18 protein-coding genes are annotated in these 16664 nt (G+C 63.7%); 12 read left to right on the forward strand and 6 right to left on the reverse strand.

Features of this window, described 5'->3' with window-relative positions; translation table 11 throughout:
* Positions 1-12: 12 nt before the first annotated feature.
* A complete protein-coding gene (gene tsaE, locus AWB82_RS11325) occupies positions 13-597 on the forward strand; it encodes a tRNA (adenosine(37)-N6)-threonylcarbamoyltransferase complex ATPase subunit type 1 TsaE (protein ID WP_086967235.1) in 585 nt (194 codons plus the stop codon).
* Entirely contained in the window at positions 579-2105 is a 1527-nt protein-coding gene (locus AWB82_RS11330) for an N-acetylmuramoyl-L-alanine amidase (RefSeq protein WP_086967236.1), read from the forward strand. Before tsaE ends, AWB82_RS11330 begins: the two co-directional genes overlap by 19 nt.
* Positions 2106-2124: 19 nt before the next feature.
* Here AWB82_RS11330 and AWB82_RS11335 read toward each other — a convergent pair whose 3' ends face one another.
* Together AWB82_RS11335 and AWB82_RS11340 are read right to left on the reverse strand one after the other, a co-directional pair.
* Positions 2125-3003 carry an EamA family transporter gene (locus tag AWB82_RS11335; protein ID WP_086967237.1) on the reverse strand — a complete coding sequence of 293 codons (879 nt, stop codon included), beginning with the start codon at positions 3001-3003 and terminating at the stop codon, positions 2125-2127.
* Between the two features lie 158 nt (positions 3004-3161).
* Positions 3162-3494, reverse strand: coding sequence for a hypothetical protein (locus AWB82_RS11340; RefSeq protein ID WP_235023262.1), 333 nt, complete (start codon positions 3492-3494; stop codon positions 3162-3164).
* Positions 3495-3608: 114 nt separating this feature from the next.
* On the opposite strand from AWB82_RS11340, the gene AWB82_RS11345 reads away from it, so the two are divergent.
* Together AWB82_RS11345 and trxA are read left to right on the forward strand one after the other, a co-directional pair.
* Entirely contained in the window at positions 3609-4508 is a 900-nt protein-coding gene (locus AWB82_RS11345; protein ID WP_086967239.1) for a pirin family protein, read from the forward strand.
* A 79-nt stretch (positions 4509-4587) separates the two neighbouring features.
* Positions 4588-5436 carry a thioredoxin gene (gene trxA, locus AWB82_RS11350; protein ID WP_086967240.1) on the forward strand — a complete coding sequence of 283 codons (849 nt, stop codon included), beginning with the start codon at positions 4588-4590 and terminating at the stop codon, positions 5434-5436.
* Positions 5437-5511: 75 nt separating this feature from the next.
* Here the strand turns inward: trxA and AWB82_RS11355 are convergent, their stop codons facing one another.
* A complete protein-coding gene (locus tag AWB82_RS11355) occupies positions 5512-6357 on the reverse strand; it encodes a tRNA threonylcarbamoyladenosine dehydratase (RefSeq protein WP_086967241.1) in 846 nt (281 codons plus the stop codon).
* 290 nt (positions 6358-6647) lie between these two features.
* On the opposite strand from AWB82_RS11355, the gene pdxH reads away from it, so the two are divergent.
* The 3 genes from pdxH to AWB82_RS11370 all read left to right on the forward strand — a co-directional run bounded on the left by pdxH (position 6648) and on the right by AWB82_RS11370 (position 9694).
* Complete coding sequence (gene pdxH / locus AWB82_RS11360) at positions 6648-7289, forward strand: pyridoxamine 5'-phosphate oxidase (protein WP_086967242.1); 642 nt, start codon at positions 6648-6650, stop codon at positions 7287-7289.
* Positions 7290-7391: 102 nt separating this feature from the next.
* Positions 7392-8606 (forward strand): SAM-dependent methyltransferase, encoded by a 1215-nt coding sequence (locus tag AWB82_RS11365; RefSeq protein ID WP_086967243.1) that lies wholly within the window; start codon positions 7392-7394, stop codon positions 8604-8606.
* A 50-nt stretch (positions 8607-8656) separates the two neighbouring features.
* Entirely contained in the window at positions 8657-9694 is a 1038-nt protein-coding gene (locus AWB82_RS11370; protein WP_407642993.1) for a DUF72 domain-containing protein, read from the forward strand.
* Positions 9695-9701: 7 nt separating this feature from the next.
* Here the strand turns inward: AWB82_RS11370 and msrA are convergent, their stop codons facing one another.
* Positions 9702-10271 carry a peptide-methionine (S)-S-oxide reductase MsrA gene (msrA, locus tag AWB82_RS11375; protein ID WP_086967244.1) on the reverse strand — a complete coding sequence of 190 codons (570 nt, stop codon included), beginning with the start codon at positions 10269-10271 and terminating at the stop codon, positions 9702-9704.
* A gap of 323 nt (positions 10272-10594) precedes the next feature.
* On the opposite strand from msrA, the gene AWB82_RS11380 reads away from it, so the two are divergent.
* The gene (locus AWB82_RS11380) at positions 10595-11107 is read left to right on the forward strand and encodes a flavin reductase family protein (protein WP_086967245.1); all 513 of its coding nucleotides are present in this window, start codon (positions 10595-10597) and stop codon (positions 11105-11107) included.
* A 4-nt stretch (positions 11108-11111) separates the two neighbouring features.
* Here AWB82_RS11380 and AWB82_RS11385 read toward each other — a convergent pair whose 3' ends face one another.
* The gene (locus AWB82_RS11385; RefSeq protein WP_061162815.1) at positions 11112-11615 is read right to left on the reverse strand and encodes an Lrp/AsnC family transcriptional regulator; all 504 of its coding nucleotides are present in this window, start codon (positions 11613-11615) and stop codon (positions 11112-11114) included.
* Between the two features lie 132 nt (positions 11616-11747).
* Here AWB82_RS11385 and kynB point away from each other — a divergent pair, with 132 nt between their 5' ends.
* From kynB to kynA, 3 genes are read left to right on the forward strand one after another with little or no spacing between them, the layout of a single operon-like run.
* Positions 11748-12374: an arylformamidase gene (gene kynB, locus AWB82_RS11390; protein WP_086967246.1), complete on the forward strand. Its 627-nt coding sequence runs from the start codon at positions 11748-11750 to the stop codon at positions 12372-12374.
* Positions 12375-12400: 26 nt separating this feature from the next.
* Complete coding sequence (gene kynU, locus AWB82_RS11395) at positions 12401-13651, forward strand: kynureninase (protein WP_086967346.1); 1251 nt, start codon at positions 12401-12403, stop codon at positions 13649-13651.
* A gap of 11 nt (positions 13652-13662) precedes the next feature.
* Positions 13663-14529: a tryptophan 2,3-dioxygenase gene (gene kynA, locus AWB82_RS11400; protein ID WP_086967247.1), complete on the forward strand. Its 867-nt coding sequence runs from the start codon at positions 13663-13665 to the stop codon at positions 14527-14529.
* A 4-nt stretch (positions 14530-14533) separates the two neighbouring features.
* Here kynA and AWB82_RS11405 read toward each other — a convergent pair whose 3' ends face one another.
* Positions 14534-15322 carry an IclR family transcriptional regulator gene (locus AWB82_RS11405; protein ID WP_086967248.1) on the reverse strand — a complete coding sequence of 263 codons (789 nt, stop codon included), beginning with the start codon at positions 15320-15322 and terminating at the stop codon, positions 14534-14536.
* A gap of 146 nt (positions 15323-15468) precedes the next feature.
* Between AWB82_RS11405 and AWB82_RS11410 the strand changes: the two genes are divergently transcribed.
* Positions 15469-16659, forward strand: coding sequence for an acyl-CoA dehydrogenase (locus AWB82_RS11410; RefSeq protein WP_086967249.1), 1191 nt, complete (start codon positions 15469-15471; stop codon positions 16657-16659).
* Positions 16660-16664 lie beyond the last annotated feature (5 nt).

A 16664-nucleotide genomic window follows, 5' to 3' on the forward strand; every position in this document is an offset into this window, starting at 1 on the left:
ATTTTACGAGCAATGCCCGAAAGCCCCGTACAAACGACGCAAGACCTTCCTCCCGCGCTTCTCGAACGCCGCTTCGACCTGCGCGACGAAGCCGCGACGCTCGCTTTCGGAGAACGCTTCGCGCACGTCGTCGACGGCACGCGACAACACGCATCGCACGCTTCGTCTGAACGATTTCACGGTCTGCAAGTCCAGTTGATCGGGGACTTGGGCGCGGGCAAGACGACGCTCGTGCGCGCGACCTTGCGCGCGCTCGGTCACGTTGGCCGCGTGAAGAGTCCGACATACACGCTCGTCGAGCCGTATTCGCTCGTCATCGAAAGCGGCCCGCTCGACGTTTATCACTTCGATCTCTATCGCTTCGTCGATCCGGCCGAATGGGCCGATGCCGGCTTTCGCGAATATTTCGATGCGGGCGCGGTGTGCCTCGTCGAGTGGCCGCAACAAGCGGGCGGCCTGCTCGGCGTGCCGGACCTCGTGTTCCAGTTGTCCTTGCCGGATGACCTCGGCGCACAAGCAGATTCGAACGAAGAAGGCCGCGTGCTGACTGCGCGGGCGTTTAGCGAAACAGGAAAGTCATGTCTCGAAAGATGTTGATCAAGCCATTTCATTCGATCGAATCGAGCGCCGGCGCGCCGCACAACTGGCGTCGCCGCCAGGTGCTGCGCGCGGGCGCTTCGACGCTCGTGCTCGCGCTCGTCGGACCGAAGCTCGCGCATGCAAGCAGTGTGCTCGGCGTGCGCGTGTGGCCCGCGCGCGACTACACGCGCGTGACCATCGAATCGGACCAGCCGCTGCAGAACGCCAACCAGACGTTGCAGGGACCGGACCGGCTCGTGGTCGATCTCTCCGGCATCGATCTCGATCAGGCGCTGCGCGATCTCGTCTCGAAGATCACGCCGAACGATCCGCAGATTCAATCGGTGCGCATCGGGCAGTATCAGCCGCATGTCGTGCGCATGGTGTTCGACCTGAAAGGTTCGGTGAAGCCGCAGGTGTTCACGCTCGGGCCGATCGGCAGCTACAAATATCGGCTCGTGTTTGATTTGTATCCGGCCGTCGCGCCCGATCCCTTGATGGACCTGCTCGCGCAGACCGAGCGCAAGCAGGACGCGTTCGACCGCGCGAATCCGGGTCCGTCCGCGCCGCCGCCCGCGACGCTTGCCGGCCCGGCGACCGCGCCGAATCCGACGAACGCGACGAACCCGACGACGCCCGACTCCACCGACGATTTCTTCCAGAAGTACGCGCAAAACGCAGCGCCCGTCGAAGCCGCGCCGAAACCGGCGGTCAAACCGCGCGTGCCGACGACGCCGCCGCCGCCCGTCATCGCGAAGAAGGACGACGACAACGACGAATACGCATTCTCCACGCCCAAGCAGGCCTCGGGCACGACGCGCCTGCTCACCGTCGCGATCGATCCCGGTCACGGCGGCGAGGACCCCGGCGCGATCGGCGGCCAGGGCACTTACGAGAAGCACATTGCGCTCGACATCGCGAAGAAGCTGCGCGCGAAGATCGACGCCCAGCCCAACATGCGCGCGATGATGACCCGCGACGCCGACTTCTTCGTGCCGCTCAACGTGCGCGTGCAGAAGGCGCAGCGCGTCTCCGCCGACCTGTTCGTGTCGATTCACGCGGATGCCTTCACTTCGCCCGAAGCACGCGGCTCGTCGGTGTTCGCGCTGTCGGATCATGGCGCGTCGAGCGCGGCCGCGCGCTGGATGGCGGCCAAGGAGAATTCGTCGGACCAGGTCGGCGGCATCAACGTGAAGTCGCAGGACGCGAGCGTGAACCGCGCGCTCTTCGACATGTCGACGACCGCGCAAATTCGCGATTCGATGCGCTACGGCAGCTTCGTGCTGAACGAGATTGGCGGCATCAACAAGCTGCACAAAGGCTCGGTCGAGCAGGCGGGCTTCGCCGTGCTGAAGGCGCCGGACATTCCGTCGATCCTCGTGGAAACCGCGTTCATCAGCAATCCGGACGAGGAAACGCGCCTGAACGACGACGCCTATCGCGACCGGATGGCCAACGCGATCATGAAGGGCATCAAGCGCTATTTCGCCGCGAATCCGCCGCTCGCGAAGAACCGGATGACGTAAGACGCGGCGCGTACTTCGTTCAGCGCGCCGGCAAGATGCGCTGAACGAGCCGCGCGCCGAACACGTTCACCGCGAGTCCCGCCATCACGAGCGCCGCGCCCGCCACTTGCGCCGCGCTCAGTGCCTCGCCGAGAAACACCGCCGCCGATGCCAGCCCGATCACCGGGACGAGCAGCGAGAACGGCGCGACGCTTCCCGCCGGATAGCGCGCGAGCAACTTTCCCCACAAGCTGTAACCGACGATCGTCGCGATGAACGCGAGATAGAGAATCGCGAACACGGACACGAGCGGGATGGACGCGAGACTCGTTTCGATGCGCGCCGGACCTTCGAAGATGAGCGAAAGCGCGAGGAACGGCAGCGGCGGAATCAGGCTGCCCCAGACCACGAGCGAGAGCAGATCGACGGGGCCCATGCGCTTCGTGACGATATTGCCGAGTGCCCACATCGCGGCGGCGGCGAGCGTGAAAAGAAAGCCGGTGATGGTCATCGCCTGGCCGCCGCGCATGCCGATGAGCGCCAGTCCCGCCGCCGCGATCACGAGCCCGGCGACGTTCGCCGCGCGGATACGCTCGCCCAGAAACATCGACGCGAAGATGAGCGTGAAGAACGCTTGCGCCTGCAAGACGAGCGATGCGAGGCCGGCGGGCATCCCGACGTACATGCCGTAAAAGAGCAGCGAGAACTGGCCGAGGGAAATCGTAAGGCCGTAGGCGAAGAGCCAGCGCAGCGGAATTTGCGGGCGTTTCACGAAAATCGCCGGCACGGCGGCGAGCGCGAATCGCAGCGCGCCGAGCAGCATCGGCGGCACACCGTGCAGTCCCAGCTTGATGACGACGAAATTCACGCCCCACGCGAGAATGACGACCGATGCGATCAGCAAATCCTTTGGCGACATCGCCCTTCCCCTCGTGTCATGTGCGTCGTTGGCGAGGCGCAAAGTTTAGCCGAGGGCGCGGCGGCGGGCTTGTCGAATCCTGCGCGACATGACGAAGGGCACGACAAAGCGCCCGCGCCGGGTGAACGGCGCGAGCGCTTTCAATGCGAGGCCTGAGATTACTTGCTCTGGCCGGACTCCGTGGCCGAGTCGTTGCCGGTTTCGGCGGCCGGCGTCTTCTTGGTCGCCGTCGAATGCGTCGTATGCTTATGCATCTTTTGCTTCTTGGGCGTCGTGGCGGTCGAATTATCGGTGGTCGCGCCGGCGGTGTCGTTGCCCATCGCTGCCGATGAATTTCCCGACGAGGTCTGCGCCAACGCGCCCGTTGCGGCGGTGGCGGTGAAAAGGCCGGCGGCGATGGCGATCAAAAGCTTGTTCTTGCTCATTTTCAACTCCCTATCCAGATTGTCAGGTTGCAAAGCTTGCATGAAGCCGCGCGTGCGCTCAGGCACGGCGACCGAAAAAACGAGAGCCTCACGGCACGTCTGCGCCGCGCGGCATCGGCCGGTAGAATCGACGGATCCACGCGCCACTCCGGCGCGCGATCTTTCCTTCCGGAACCCGCCATGCCATCGACGATCCGCGCATTGCTGAAGCCACACGAACACGACGTCGGCGGCCTCATGGTGCGGCGCGTGCTGCCCGCGCTCGCGGCGCGCACCGTCGGACCCTTCATTTTTTTCGACCACATCGGTCCCGCAACGCTCGTGCCCGGCAAGGGACTCGACGTGCGCCCGCATCCGCATATCGGGCTCGCGACGGTCACGTATCTGTTCGACGGCGCGATCATGCATCGCGACAGCGTCGGCTCGGTGCAGAAGATCGTTCCCGGCGACGTCAACTGGATGACAGCGGGCCGCGGCATCGTCCATTCGGAGCGCACGCCCGAGGAAGAACGCGCCTCCGGCCAAACGATGCATGGCATTCAGACGTGGGTGGCGATGCCCGCAGCGAGCGAGGATATCGAACCGGCGTTCGAGCATCACGCGGCGGCGGCCTTGCCGCAGATCGAGCGCGACGGCGTCACGCTGCGGGTGATCGCGGGCACGGCGTTCGGCGCGAAGGCGCCCACGCGCACGTTCTCGCCGACGCTCTACGTCGCCGCGCAGTTCGCCCCCGGCAGCGCGATCACGCTCGATACCGAGCACGAGGAGCGCGGCGTGTATCTCGTGAGCGGCGATTTGTCGATCGACGGCGAACCCCTGCCCGAACAGCAAATGGCCGTGCTCGCGCCCGGCGCCGACGTGAAGCTGCAAAGCGCGAACGGCGCGGTCGCGATGCTGCTCGGCGGCGCGCCGCTCGACGGGCCGCGCTTCATCGAATGGAATTTCGTGTCGAGTGCGCGCGAGAAGATCGACGCGGCCAAGATCGCATGGAGCGAGCAGCGCATGGGTCACGTGCCCGGCGAGACCGAGTTCATTCCGCTGCCGCCGCAGCGCCGCGAGAATCGCGCGCCCGAGGCATGACCCGGGCGCGAAGCGCTTGAGAGTTGCGCGGATCGTCCCTACCTAACCGGGATAGACCGCAAGCATTAGGAGAAAACACATGGAAACGACTCTCGCCACGTTCGAGAACGATGTCATCAACGCGTCGATGCTCGCGCCCGTGCTCGTCGATTTCTGGGCGCCCTGGTGCGGCCCGTGCAAGACGCTCGGGCCGATGCTGGAGAAGCTCGAAGCCGAAGCCGCGGGACGCTGGAAGCTCGTCAAGGTCAACGTCGACGAAAATCAGGAACTCGCCGCGCATTTTCAGGTACGCAGCATTCCGCACGTGGTCGCATTCGCGGACGGACAGCCCGTCGATCAGTTCATCGGCGTGCTGGCGGAAGGCCAGTTGCGCGAGTTCATCGACCGGCTCGTGCCCGCCGGCGCCGACGCCGAACGCCAGGCCGCCCAGAGCGCGTGGGCGGCAGGCGAGTGCAAGACCGCGATCGACACCATCAAGGCCGCGCTCGCACTCGATCCCGGCTATGACGACGCGCGTCTCGACCTGATCGAATGGCTGATCGCGGAGCGCCGCATCGACGAGGCGAAGGATGAGGAGAAGATGCTGTCGCCGAAGACGACGCAGGGCATCGACGCGCGCTACAACGCGCTGAAAACCGAGCTGGATGCCGCCGATGCCGCCGCCGATCTGCCGCCCGCCGACGCGCTGATCGAGGCCGTAAACGCGAGCCCCGACGATCTCGATGCGCGCTTCGCGCTGGCCAATCGGCTGATCGCGGGCCGCGATTACGGCGGGGCGCTGGAGCATTTGCTTGCGATCGTCGTGCGCGACCGCGCCTTCATGGACGATGTCGGCCGCAAGACGATGCTTTCCGTGTTCGAACTTGCCGCGAATCAGCCCGATATTGTGTCGCAATGGCGGCGCAAGCTGAGCGCGGCGATCAACTGATAACCCGCTGAAAACCGGCCGACGGTCAGCCGGGAATGAATCAATGGCCAGCTAGTCAAGCTGGCCATTTTCGTTTCAGGCCGCGCGCTTCGCCAGTTCCCGCAGGACATGCGCGGCCGCCGCGAAGCCGAAGCTCGCCGTCACGCACACGCTCGAACCGAAGCCCGCGCAATTGAGGCCGACCGGCCCGGAATATCCCGCGCCGGTTTCGAGATGCTCGGCGCCTTCGCTGATATCGCACGCGGGCGCTTCGGGGTAGATCAGCGGCTCGTCCGAATACACCGCGCTCACCTTGAAGCGCGCTTTCGGTCCGCGCGGAAAACCGTGTAGCTTGCGCAACTGGCCGCGCACCTTCGAGAGCAGCGGGTCCTGAATCGTGAGCGCGAGATCGTCGATGCGAATGCGCGTCGGATCGAGTTGCCCGCCCGCGCCGCCGACCGTGATGAGCGGCTGCTTGCGCGCCACGCACCACGCAATGAGCGCCGTTTTGGTACGCACGCTGTCGATCGCGTCGATCACGTAATCGACGCCGCCGCCCAGCGTTTCATCGAAATTGCCCGGCTCGACGAAGTCCTCGATCTGCCGCACGTCGCACGCCGGATCGATCAGTTTGATGCGCTCGGCCATTGCCGAGACTTTCGCCTTCCCGTAGTTGCCGTCGAGCGCATGGATCTGCCGGTTCGTATTGCTTTCGGCGACATTATCCAGGTCGATCAGCGTCAGCTTTCCGACAGCACTGCGCGCGAGCGCTTCGGCAACCCACGAGCCGACGCCGCCGATACCGATCACCGCGATATGCGCGCGCTCGAACGCGGCGAGCGCGGGCGCGCCATACAGGCGCGCGATGCCGCCGAAGCGCCGGTCACGATCGGCGATTTCATCGGCTGAGGGCGTTACAACGGTTTCGATTGAAGCATTCATGTCGTGCAAATGGATGAGTTCGGATGCATTGAAAGCAAACTAAAAGCTAGCGTAATGCCGCGCTCGTTGTGCTGCGTCAAATGACGCGCTTACAGGCGGCTGTCGGGCGTGCTAACCCGGCTTCCCGATCATGCAAAATTCGTTCGAATTGCGTATTCTGCCTTATCGAAACCATAGCCGTGATAGCCGTTAAGCGCCGTACTCCGCGACGCGCAGCACCTACATGGGGAATCGGGGCAAGATCGTTTTACCTTGGCTATACTGACGCGACTGTAGCGCTTGCATAAAAAATGACCACACTCGCAGACCTTCGCAAAAACTATTCGCGCGGCGCGCTCGATGTCACCGACGTCGACCCGAACCCGGTGCGCCAGTTCCAGACCTGGTTCGCCCAGGCGCTCGATGCGAAGCTGCCCGAACCGAATGCCATGACGCTTGCGACCGTCGATTCGCAAGGCCGTCCATCCGCGCGCATCGTGCTCATCAAGGGCGCCGACGAACGTGGATTTGTTTTTTTTACCAATTACGATAGCCGCAAGGGCCGCGAACTCGCCGTGAATCCCGCGGCGAGCCTGCTATTCCACTGGATCGAACTCGAACGTCAGGTGCGTATCGAGGGCCGCGTCGAAAAGACGAGCGATGAGGAGAGCGACGTATATTACGCGTCGCGTCCGCTCGGCTCGCGCATCGGCGCTTGGGCATCGGATCAGAGCCAGCCGCTCGAAAACCGCGAGGCGCTGGAAGCGCGCGAGCGCGAGATGACCGCCAAATACGGCGACGCTCCGCCGCGTCCGCCGCATTGGGGCGGATATCGCCTCGTGCCCGATACCGTCGAATTCTGGCAGGGACGCCCGTCGCGCCTTCACGATCGCATCGTCTATACGCGGGACGACGCGAGCAATCCGTGGCGCATCGCGAGGCTCGCTCCGTAGCGAGGCGCGTTGCACCGGAACGTTGAAGCGGCGAAGCGGCAGGCAGCACGAACATGGAGGCGCAAGCTTTCACTTGATTTCATCTAGCGCGGAGAAACAAGCATGTTCTGGGAGAAGAAGCTGACGCAGTGGGTTGAAGAAGTGCGACACCGGGCCAATCTGCCCGCGCGACTGGTGCTGTGGGATGGCCAGCAGCATGATTTCGGCCAGTTCGCCGCGCCTCAGGTGACGTTGCACGTCAAGAGCGCGACCGCGCTGCCCTATCTGCTCGAACCGAGTCTCGACAATCTCGGCGAAGCTTACGTGAAGGGCAAGATCGACATCGAAGGGAAGCTTTCCGACATCATCAACATCGGCTATTCGCTCGCGAAAAACACGGTGACGAGTGCGGGCAAGCTCGCGCGCGTACGACGCTACTTCACTCACTCGAAGACGTCTGACAAGAAAGCCATTCAGTACCACTACGATGTGTCGAACGAGTTCTATGAGCTCTGGCTCGACAAGAACATGGTGTACTCCTGCGCGTATTTCGAGAACGGCGACGAAGACATCGACACCGCGCAGCTGAAAAAAATCGACCACATTCTCACGAAGATTCAGGTGCAGCCGGGGCACCGTCTGCTCGATATCGGCTGCGGCTGGGGCGCGCTCGTGATTCGCGCGGCGCAGAAGTTCGGCGCGAAGTGCGTGGGCGTCACGCTCTCGGAAAATCAGTTCAAGCTCGCGACCGAGCGCGTGAAGGCGGCGGGTCTCGAAGGCCAGATCGAGATTCGCTTGCAGGATTATCGCGATATTCCCGGGCAGTTCGACCGCATCACGAGCGTCGGCATGTTCGAGCACGTCGGGCGCAAGAATATGCCGACGTACTTCGCGAGAATTCACGATCTGCTCGTCGATGACGGCATCGCGATGAACCACGGCATCACCTCTTCCGACGCCGACAGCGGCGAAACGTCGCTCGGCGGCGGCGAGTTCATCGACAAATACGTGTTTCCGGACGGCGAACTGCCGCACATCAGCCTCGCGCTCGAATGCATGCAGCGTGGCGGGTTGGAGGCGATCGACATCGAAAGCCTGCGGCGGCATTACGCGCATACGCTCGACATCTGGGCCGACCGGTTCGAGGCACACGCCGAGCAAGCGAAAAAGTTCGTCGACGATGAGCACTTCCGCATCTGGCGCCTGTATCTCGCGGGCTGCGCGTATGCCTTCGAGAACGACGACGTGTCGATCTATCAGGTGATTTGCCGCAAGGCGGGACGCAGCGCGACGACGCTGCCGTGGTCGCGGCGGTATATCTACGAGAAGGCGCTCTGAACCACGATTCAAACCGCGTCGAAGCGGGCGAGCCGGAAGATCAGTCCGATCTGTTCGGGGAATCCGCGCCCGCTTCGGTGGAACCTGCGAAACCCGCAAAAGCGCCGAAGCCGCCGAAGCCACGCGGCGTGCTTCCCGCGCCCGCGCAGCCCGAACTCGAAGCCCTCGCGAAGCGTCTGCCGGACGCGATTCATCTCGGCACATCGACATGGTCGTTTCCCGGCTGGCGCGGCATCGTCTATGGCGACGAATACTCGAACAGCAAGCTATCCCGCGACGGCCTCACCGCTTACGGCGCGCATCCGCTGCTGAAGAGCGTGTCGATCGACCGCTCGTTCTACGCGCCGCTCACGCTCGCCGACTACGCGCGCCATGCGTCGCAAGTGCCCGCGCATTTCCGCTTCATCGTGAAAGCGCCCGCTTCCGTCACCGATGCCTTCATTCGCGGCGAGCGCGGCGCGCCGGACGCGGAGAATCCCGCGTTCCTGAACGCGCAAATCGCCATCGACGAATTCGTGACGCCGTGCATCGGCGGTCTCGGCGCGAAAGCGGGCGCGCTCGTGTTCCAGTTCTCGCCGCTGCCCGACGCGATGATCGTCGAGCCGGCGCGCTTCATCGATCGGCTGTCGGCGTTTCTGCACGCGCTGCCGCCGCTCGAAGGCGAGTCGTGCTACGCGGTCGAAATCCGCGACGCGGTCATGCTCACGCCGCGCTTCATCCGCGCACTGGGCGAAGCGAACGTGCGCTACTGCATCGGCGTGCACGCGCGCATGCCGGACGTGCGCCGTCAGGCGAAGGCACTCGCGCTGCTCGATGAAGAAAAGATGGGACCGCTCGTCGTGCGCTGGAGTTTGCACAGCGGCTTTCGCTATGAACAGGCGAAAGCCAAGTACGAGCCGTTCGACAAGATCGTCGATGAAGACCGCGACACGCGCGAAACGCTCGCCGAACTGGCCGCGCGCTACGCCATCGCGGGCCAGCCGGTCGTGATCGCGGCGAACAACAAGGCGGAAGGCTCCGCGCCGCTCACCTGCTTCGAACTCGCGCGCGGCATCGCAGAGGAATGCGAGCGCGCGCGGATCGGCTAGACGCGCATCACGCCTTCAGGCGGTGCACGAACTTCTTGCGAAACTTCGCGACCTTCGGCCCGACGACCGCCGCGCAATAGCCCTGATTCGGATGTTGCGCGAAGTAGTTCTGGTGATACGCCTCGGCCGGATAGTAATCGTCGTCGAGCGGCACGACTTGCGTGACGATCTTGCCGCCGTAGACATCCTCCCGCTGCAACTCGTCGATGAGGTCGAGCGCGATCTTGCGCTGTTCGTCCGAATGCGTGAAAACGGCCGAGCGATACTGCGTGCCCACGTCGTTGCCCTGCCGGTTGAGCTGGGTCGGATCGTGCGTCGCGAAGAAAATTTCGAGAACCTCGCGATAGCCGATGACGGACGGATCGAACACGACCTTCACCACTTCCGCGTGACCGGTGCCGCCGTCGCAAACCTGCTCGTACGACGGATTCACCACCTTGCCGCCCGCATAGCCCGATTCGACCGACTCCACACCCTGCACCGCGAGAAACACGGCTTCGGTGCACCAGAAACATCCGCCGCCGAGCGTCGCGGTTTCGGTTTTCGCCTGCTCGTTCTGCTGGTTAGGCTGGGTCATAGGCGCAACTCCTCATCAAGTGCATGCGGCCAAGCCGCGGATCATGCATATGGATGCGTCCGGCCGATTCTTCAATCTTCCGGACGCGACGAGTCGAGCTTACTGGGTTTGGACTCGCCGCGCAGAAAGCCCCCGCGATGCAGAAAACTTGCTGCTGCAGTACGGTCATTTGACGGCCGGCAGCAGCCGATTCCGATAGAATCGACACAAATCCCCTGCTTTTACATGACTTCTGAAAAGGTTCTTCCGACTGAAGCGCGACGCGCGGCCGGCTCGGCAGCACACGACACACTCGACCGCCCATTTGCCTGCTCATCTGCCAAATGAAACGCGCCAAATCTCCGAATTTCGATCCGGCCGCATTCCGTGCCGCGCTCGGCCAGTTTGCGACCGGCGTCACGGTCATCACGACGCGCACCGATTCCGGCCAGTTGGTCGGCATCACCGCGAGTTCGTTCAACTCGGTGTCGCTCAATCCGCCGCTCGTGCTGTGGAGCCTCGCGACGAAATCGGCGTCGATGCCGGTGTTTCGCGCGAATAGCCATTACGTGGTGAACGTGCTCGCGGCGTCGCAAATCGACCTGTGCCGGCGTTTCGCCACGGTCAAGGGCGACCGTTTCGCGGGCGTCTCGCACGCCGCCGGCGACACGGGCATGCCGGTGCTCGACGGCGCGCTCGCGTGGTTCGAATGCCACAATCGCAGCCGCTACGACGAAGGCGATCACGTGATCTTCGTCGGCGAAGTGGAGCGTTGCGGCGTGCGCGAAGACGCGGGCGACGTCGCGCCGCTCGTCTTCCAGGCGGGCGGCTTCCATACGCTGGGGCCGATCGAATAAGACCTCAGGGCGCGTGCGGGCGCCCCGGCTGCTCGATCAGCGCGACCGGCACGCCCGCGTCGTCTTTCATCGTCTGCAGCACGATGTTCGAGCGGATGTCGATCACGCCGGGCGCCTTGTAGAGCTTCGAGAGAATGAAGTCGGAATAGTGCTTGAGGTTGTGCGCGAGCACGCGCAGCACGTAATGCGTGTCGCCCGTGACGACGAACGCGCCGACCACTTCAGGCCATTCGCGCACGGCGGCGGCGAACTTCTCGTGCCAGTTTTCCTGGTCGTTGCGCATCGAGACGTGGACGAACGCTTCCAGTTCGATGCCAAGCCGCTCGCGGTCGAGGCACGCGCGATAGCTCGCGATCACCCCTTCCTCTTCCAGCAGCCGCATTCGGCGCAGACACGCCGACGGCGAGAGCGAGATTCGCTCCGCCAGGTCCAGGTTACTGATCCGTCCATCTTCCTGCAGTACCGCCAGAATTCGGCAATCCGTTGCATCGAGCGTGAATCCGGTCATTTTTGAGTCCCCTAGCCCGTTTCATCGAATTATGTTCTAAGCGCGACACTTTTGGGTGGTTATTTCGCAAGCACCTTTCGAGATAACGCGACTATGATTTGACGCATATCCACGCTTTCTGCTAGGCGCGTCATGACGCTTCTGGACATTTCTCCGCCGATCAATACCGAAACACCCGTTTGGCCGGGCGATACGCCGGTCGGTATCGAGCGCGTGTGGCGCATGGAGGCGGGCTCGCCCGTCAACGTCGCGCGGCTCACGCTTTCGCCGCATACCGGCGCGCATGCCGACGCGCCGCTTCACTACGACGAACATGGCCAGCCGATCGGCGATGTCGCGCTGGACACGTACATCGGTGCGTGCCGGGTCGTGCACTGCATCGGCGCGTCGCCGCTCGTCACGCCCGGGCACGTCGCCGCGCATCTCGACGGCATCCCGGCGCGCGTTTTGTTTCGCACCTACGCGAACGCGCCGCTCGACGCGTGGGACAGCGCTTTCACCGCCGTCGCGCCCGAAACCATCGACTTGCTGGCCGAGAAAGGCGTGAAGCTCATCGGCATCGATACGCCTTCGCTCGATCCGCAAGACTCGAAGACGATGGATGCGCACAAGCGCATCCGCGCGCACGGCATGGCGATTCTCGAAGGCCTCGTGCTCGATGCCGTCGCGCCGGGCGATTACGAACTGATCGCGCTGCCGCTGAAATTCACGACGCTCGATGCGAGTCCCGTTCGCGCCGTCCTGCGTCCGCTTTCCTGATGATCTTCAAATTTATGGACTTTTCGATGAAACATCGTGACGAAGCCGCGGCGCTCGACCGCGACGATCCGCTCGGCGCCTTGCGCGACCAGTTCGCCCTCGCCGACGGTGTGATCTATCTCGACGGCAACTCGCTCGGCGTGCCGCCGAAAGCCGCCGCCGCGCGCGCCGCCGACGTCATCGCCGCCGAATGGGGCGAAGGATTGATCCGCAGCTGGAACACGGCCGGCTGGTTCGCGCTGCCCAAGCGCCTCGGCAACAAGTTGGCGCCGCTGATCGGCGCGGGCGAGGACGAAGTCGTCGTCACGGACACGATTTCCGCGAATCTCTTCAAGATTCTCTCGGCCGCGCTCAAGTTCGCGAACGAGCGCGATCCGAAGCGCCGCGTGATCGTCTCCGAACGTTCGAACTTTCCGACCGATCTCTATATCGCGCAGGGTTTGATCGAGCAACTGGATCGCGGCTACGAGCTGCGTCTCGTCGACGATCCGTCGGAACTGTCCACGGCCATCGACGAGAACACCGCGATCGCGATGATCACGCACGTCAATTACCGCAGCGGCTACATGCACGACATGGCGGCGTTGACCGAGACGATTCATCGCGCGGGCGCGCTCGCCGTCTGGGATCTGGCGCATTCGGCGGGCGCGGTGCCGGTGGATCTGAACGGCGTCGGCGCGGATTACGCCGTTGGATGCACGTACAAGTATCTGAACGGCGGGCCGGGCTCGCCCGCGTTCGTCTGGGTGCCCAAGCGCCATCAGAATGCGTTCTCGCAGCCGCTTTCCGGCTGGTGGGGGCACAAGAAACCGTTCGAGATGGACCCGGTGTATCGGCCGGACGACGGCATCGGCCGCTTTCTTTGCGGCACGCAGCCGATCGTGTCGATGTCGCTCGTCGAATGCGGGCTCGACGTGTTTCTGAAAACCGACATGCAGGCGCTGCGCCGCAAGTCGCTCGCGCTGAGCGACCTGTTCATCGCGCTGGTCGAGCAGCGTTGCGGCCAATTCCCGCTGTCGCTCGCGACGCCGCGCGATCACGCACAACGCGGTTCGCAGGCGAGCTTCGAGCATCCGAATGGCTACGAGGTAATGCAGGCGCTGATCGCGCGCGGCGTGATCGGCGATTATCGCGAGCCGCGCATCCTGCGTTTCGGCTTCACGCCGCTCTACACGCGTTTCGTCGATGTGTGGGACGCCGTGGAAATCCTGCGCGACGTGCTCGCGACCGAAAGCTGGCGCGCGCCCGAGTTCGCCGAGCGCGCATCGGTGACTTGAGGACGACGATCATGAACGAAACCAAAGGCTGTCCGTTCGGCCACGGTGCGACGCAAGAAAAAGGCTGGCACGATGCCAAGCTCGATTTCTCCGATTCGATGAGTTACGGCGATTATCTCGGCCTCGATTCGATCCTCAACGCGCAGCATCCGCTCTCGCCGGATCACAACGAGATGCTGTTCATCGTGCAGCATCAGACGAGCGAGTTGTGGATGAAGCTCGCGCTCTACGAACTGCGCGCGGCGCTCGCGGCGGTGCATCGCGATGAGTTGCAGCCCGCGTTCAAGATGCTGGCGCGCGTGTCGCGGATCTTCGAGCAACTGGTGCAGGCGTGGAGCGTTCTCGCGACGATGACGCCTTCCGAATACACCGCGATGCGCCCGTATCTGGGGCAGTCGTCGGGGTTTCAGTCGCATCAGTATCGGCAGATCGAGTTCATGCTCGGCAACAAGAACGAGGAGATGCTCAAGCCCCACGCGCATCGGCCGGAGATTCTCGCGCAGGTTCGCGAGACGCTCGAAGCGCCCTCCTTCTACGACGAAGTGATCCGCCTGCTCGCGCGACGCGGCTTTGCCATCGATCCGGCGCGCCTGAACCGCGACTGGACGCAGCCGATGACGCACGATCCATCCGTCGAGGCGGCGTGGCTCGCGGTGTATCGCGATCCGTCGCATCACTGGGATTTGTACGAGATGGCGGAAGAACTCGTCGATCTGGAAGACGCGTTCCGGCAATGGCGCTTTCGGCACGTGACGACGGTGGAGCGCATCATCGGCTTCAAGGGCGGCACGGGCGGCACGGCGGGCGCGTCGTATCTGCGCAAGATGCTCGATGTCGTGCTGTTTCCGGAGCTTTGGCAGGTCCGGACGTTGCTCTGAACCGTCACGCGAGACGCGCGGCGAGCGCCTTCAGCTTCGGCCCGATCGTCTCGCGGAAATACGCTTCGCCCATCGACGAAGCCGGCCCGCTACTCGACAGCACGAGCCAGCGCCCGTTACGCAGATCGCGCAATGGCGCGGCAATGGCGTTCACGTCGTCGTGCCACTCGCGAAACGAGTAGCAGCAGCCGTCGCGCGCGAAATCCTCGATCGAGCGGCGCGCAGCGTCGACCTCCGCCTCGCCTTCTTTCTTGCCGAGTTCCTCGAACAGCGCCTCGCGCGCCGCCGGTTCCTGCACGGCGAGATAGGCGCGGCCCATCGAACTCGTGAGCATGGACAGGCGCGAGCCGGGCGCGAGGCCGAGCGTCAGCGCCGTCTCGCTGCGAATAGTTTCCAGATAGATCATGTCGAGCCCGTCGCGGCAGCCGAGCGACACCGCCGCGCCGATCTCCCGCGCGAGGGCGCGCAGATGCGGTCGCGCGAGTTCGAGCGTGTCCGCGCCCGCGAGCAGCGTGAAGCCGAGCGACAGCACGCCCGTATCGAGCGCGTACTTGCCGGCCGGTTCGTCGAAGCGCAAATAGCCGAGCGTCGTCAGCGTATAGGCGAGACGATTGACCGTCGCCTTCGGCAAACCTGTGCGCTCGACGAAATCGCGATTGCCCAGCAGCGTTTCGCCGGGACGGAACGCGCGCAGCAGATCGAGTCCACGTGCGAGCGCGACGACAAACTTGCGCTCGTCGATTTCCTCCGACGATATAGGGCGCAAGGAATTTCGATTGGAATCTGTCGGCATCGAATGATAGACTCGGGATTGATTTGCAAAACATTGTTCCGCTTAGCGGAACTCATGTCAAGCGCCCTTCGCGCCGGCCGATCGCCAAGACTTTTTTCGACCCGATTCGCTTCCGGCGCTTTTCGATGAAATCAGGAGACAAGCACATGGCCGACGCCGCCCGTTTCAACTGGGAAGATCCGCTCTTGCTGGATCAGCAATTGACCGAAGAAGAACGCATGGTGCGCGACGCCGCTCGCGCTTACGCGCAAGACAAGCTGCAGCCGCGTGTGACGCAGGCGTTTCGCGACGAAAAAACCGATCCGGCGATCTTCCGCGAAATGGGCGAACTGGGCCTGCTCGGACCGACGATCCCGGAGCAGTACGGCGGCCCGGGCCTGAATTACGTTTGCTACGGGCTGATCGCGCGTGAAGTGGAGCGCGTGGATTCGGGTTATCGGTCGATGATGTCCGTGCAGTCGTCGCTCGTGATGGTGCCGATCAACACCTTCGGCAGCGACGCGCAAAAGGAAAAATACCTGCCGAAACTGGCACGCGGCGAGTGGATCGGCTGCTTCGGTCTCACCGAGCCGAACGCGGGCTCCGACCCGGCCAGCATGACGACGCGCGCGAAGAAGGTGCAGAACGGCTTCTCGCTGTCGGGCACGAAGATGTGGATCTCGAACTCGCCTATCGCGGACGTGTTCGTCGTCTGGGCGAAGCTGGAGGAAGACGGGCGCGACGAGATTCGCGGCTTCATCCTGGAGAAAGGCTGGAAGGGTTTGTCGGCGCCGGCGATTCACGGCAAGGTCGGCTTGCGCGCGTCGATCACCGGCGAAATCGTGATGGACGAAGTGTTCGTCCCCGAAGAGAACATGCTGCCGGACGTGCGCGGCCTGAAGGGTCCGTTCACGTGTCTGAACTCGGCGCGCTACGGCATTTCATGGGGCGCGCTCGGCGCAGCCGAAGCATGCTGGCACACGGCGCGTCAATACACGCTGGATCGCAAGCAGTTCGGCCGTCCGCTCGCGGCGAATCAGCTCATTCAGAAAAAGCTCGCCGACATGCAAACCGAAATCACGCTCGGTCTTCAAGGCGTGCTGCGTCTCGGCCGCATGAAGGACGAGGGCACGGCGGCCGTCGAAATCACGTCGATCATGAAGCGCAATTCGTGCGGCAAGGCGCTCGACATCGCCCGGCTCGCGCGCGACATGCTCGGCGGCAACGGCATCTCCGATGAATTCGGCGTCGCGCGTCACCTCGTGAACCTCGAAGTGGTGAACACTTACGAAGGCACGCACGACATTCACGCGTTGATCCTTGGACGCGCGCAGACGGGAATCCAAGCGTTTTTCTAAACAAG

The organism is Caballeronia glebae, from assembly GCF_001545035.1.
GTDB lineage: Bacteria > Pseudomonadota > Gammaproteobacteria > Burkholderiales > Burkholderiaceae > Caballeronia > Caballeronia glebae.

Bases quoted from the DNA above. Each gene is read 5' to 3' on its own strand.
- msrA (WP_086967244.1), bottom strand. From the start codon at position 10,271: ATGACCCAGCCTAACCAGCAGAACGAGCAGGCGAAAACCGAAACCGCG.
- AWB82_RS11355 (WP_086967241.1), bottom strand. From the start codon at position 6,357: ATGAATGCTTCAATCGAAACCGTTGTAACGCCCTCAGCCGATGAAATC.
- AWB82_RS11330 (WP_086967236.1), top strand. From the start codon at position 579: ATGTCTCGAAAGATGTTGATCAAGCCATTTCATTCGATCGAATCGAGC.
- tsaE (WP_086967235.1), top strand. From the start codon at position 13: ATGCCCGAAAGCCCCGTACAAACGACGCAAGACCTTCCTCCCGCGCTT.
- AWB82_RS11410 (WP_086967249.1), top strand. From the start codon at position 15,469: ATGGCCGACGCCGCCCGTTTCAACTGGGAAGATCCGCTCTTGCTGGAT.
- kynA (WP_086967247.1), top strand. From the start codon at position 13,663: ATGAACGAAACCAAAGGCTGTCCGTTCGGCCACGGTGCGACGCAAGAA.
- trxA (WP_086967240.1), top strand. From the start codon at position 4,588: ATGGAAACGACTCTCGCCACGTTCGAGAACGATGTCATCAACGCGTCG.
- AWB82_RS11335 (WP_086967237.1), bottom strand. From the start codon at position 3,003: ATGTCGCCAAAGGATTTGCTGATCGCATCGGTCGTCATTCTCGCGTGG.
- AWB82_RS11385 (WP_061162815.1), bottom strand. From the start codon at position 11,615: ATGACCGGATTCACGCTCGATGCAACGGATTGCCGAATTCTGGCGGTA.
- AWB82_RS11380 (WP_086967245.1), top strand. From the start codon at position 10,595: ATGAAACGCGCCAAATCTCCGAATTTCGATCCGGCCGCATTCCGTGCC.
- kynB (WP_086967246.1), top strand. From the start codon at position 11,748: ATGACGCTTCTGGACATTTCTCCGCCGATCAATACCGAAACACCCGTT.
- kynU (WP_086967346.1), top strand. From the start codon at position 12,401: ATGAAACATCGTGACGAAGCCGCGGCGCTCGACCGCGACGATCCGCTC.
- pdxH (WP_086967242.1), top strand. From the start codon at position 6,648: ATGACCACACTCGCAGACCTTCGCAAAAACTATTCGCGCGGCGCGCTC.
- AWB82_RS11405 (WP_086967248.1), bottom strand. From the start codon at position 15,322: ATGCCGACAGATTCCAATCGAAATTCCTTGCGCCCTATATCGTCGGAG.
- AWB82_RS11365 (WP_086967243.1), top strand. From the start codon at position 7,392: ATGTTCTGGGAGAAGAAGCTGACGCAGTGGGTTGAAGAAGTGCGACAC.
- AWB82_RS11345 (WP_086967239.1), top strand. From the start codon at position 3,609: ATGCCATCGACGATCCGCGCATTGCTGAAGCCACACGAACACGACGTC.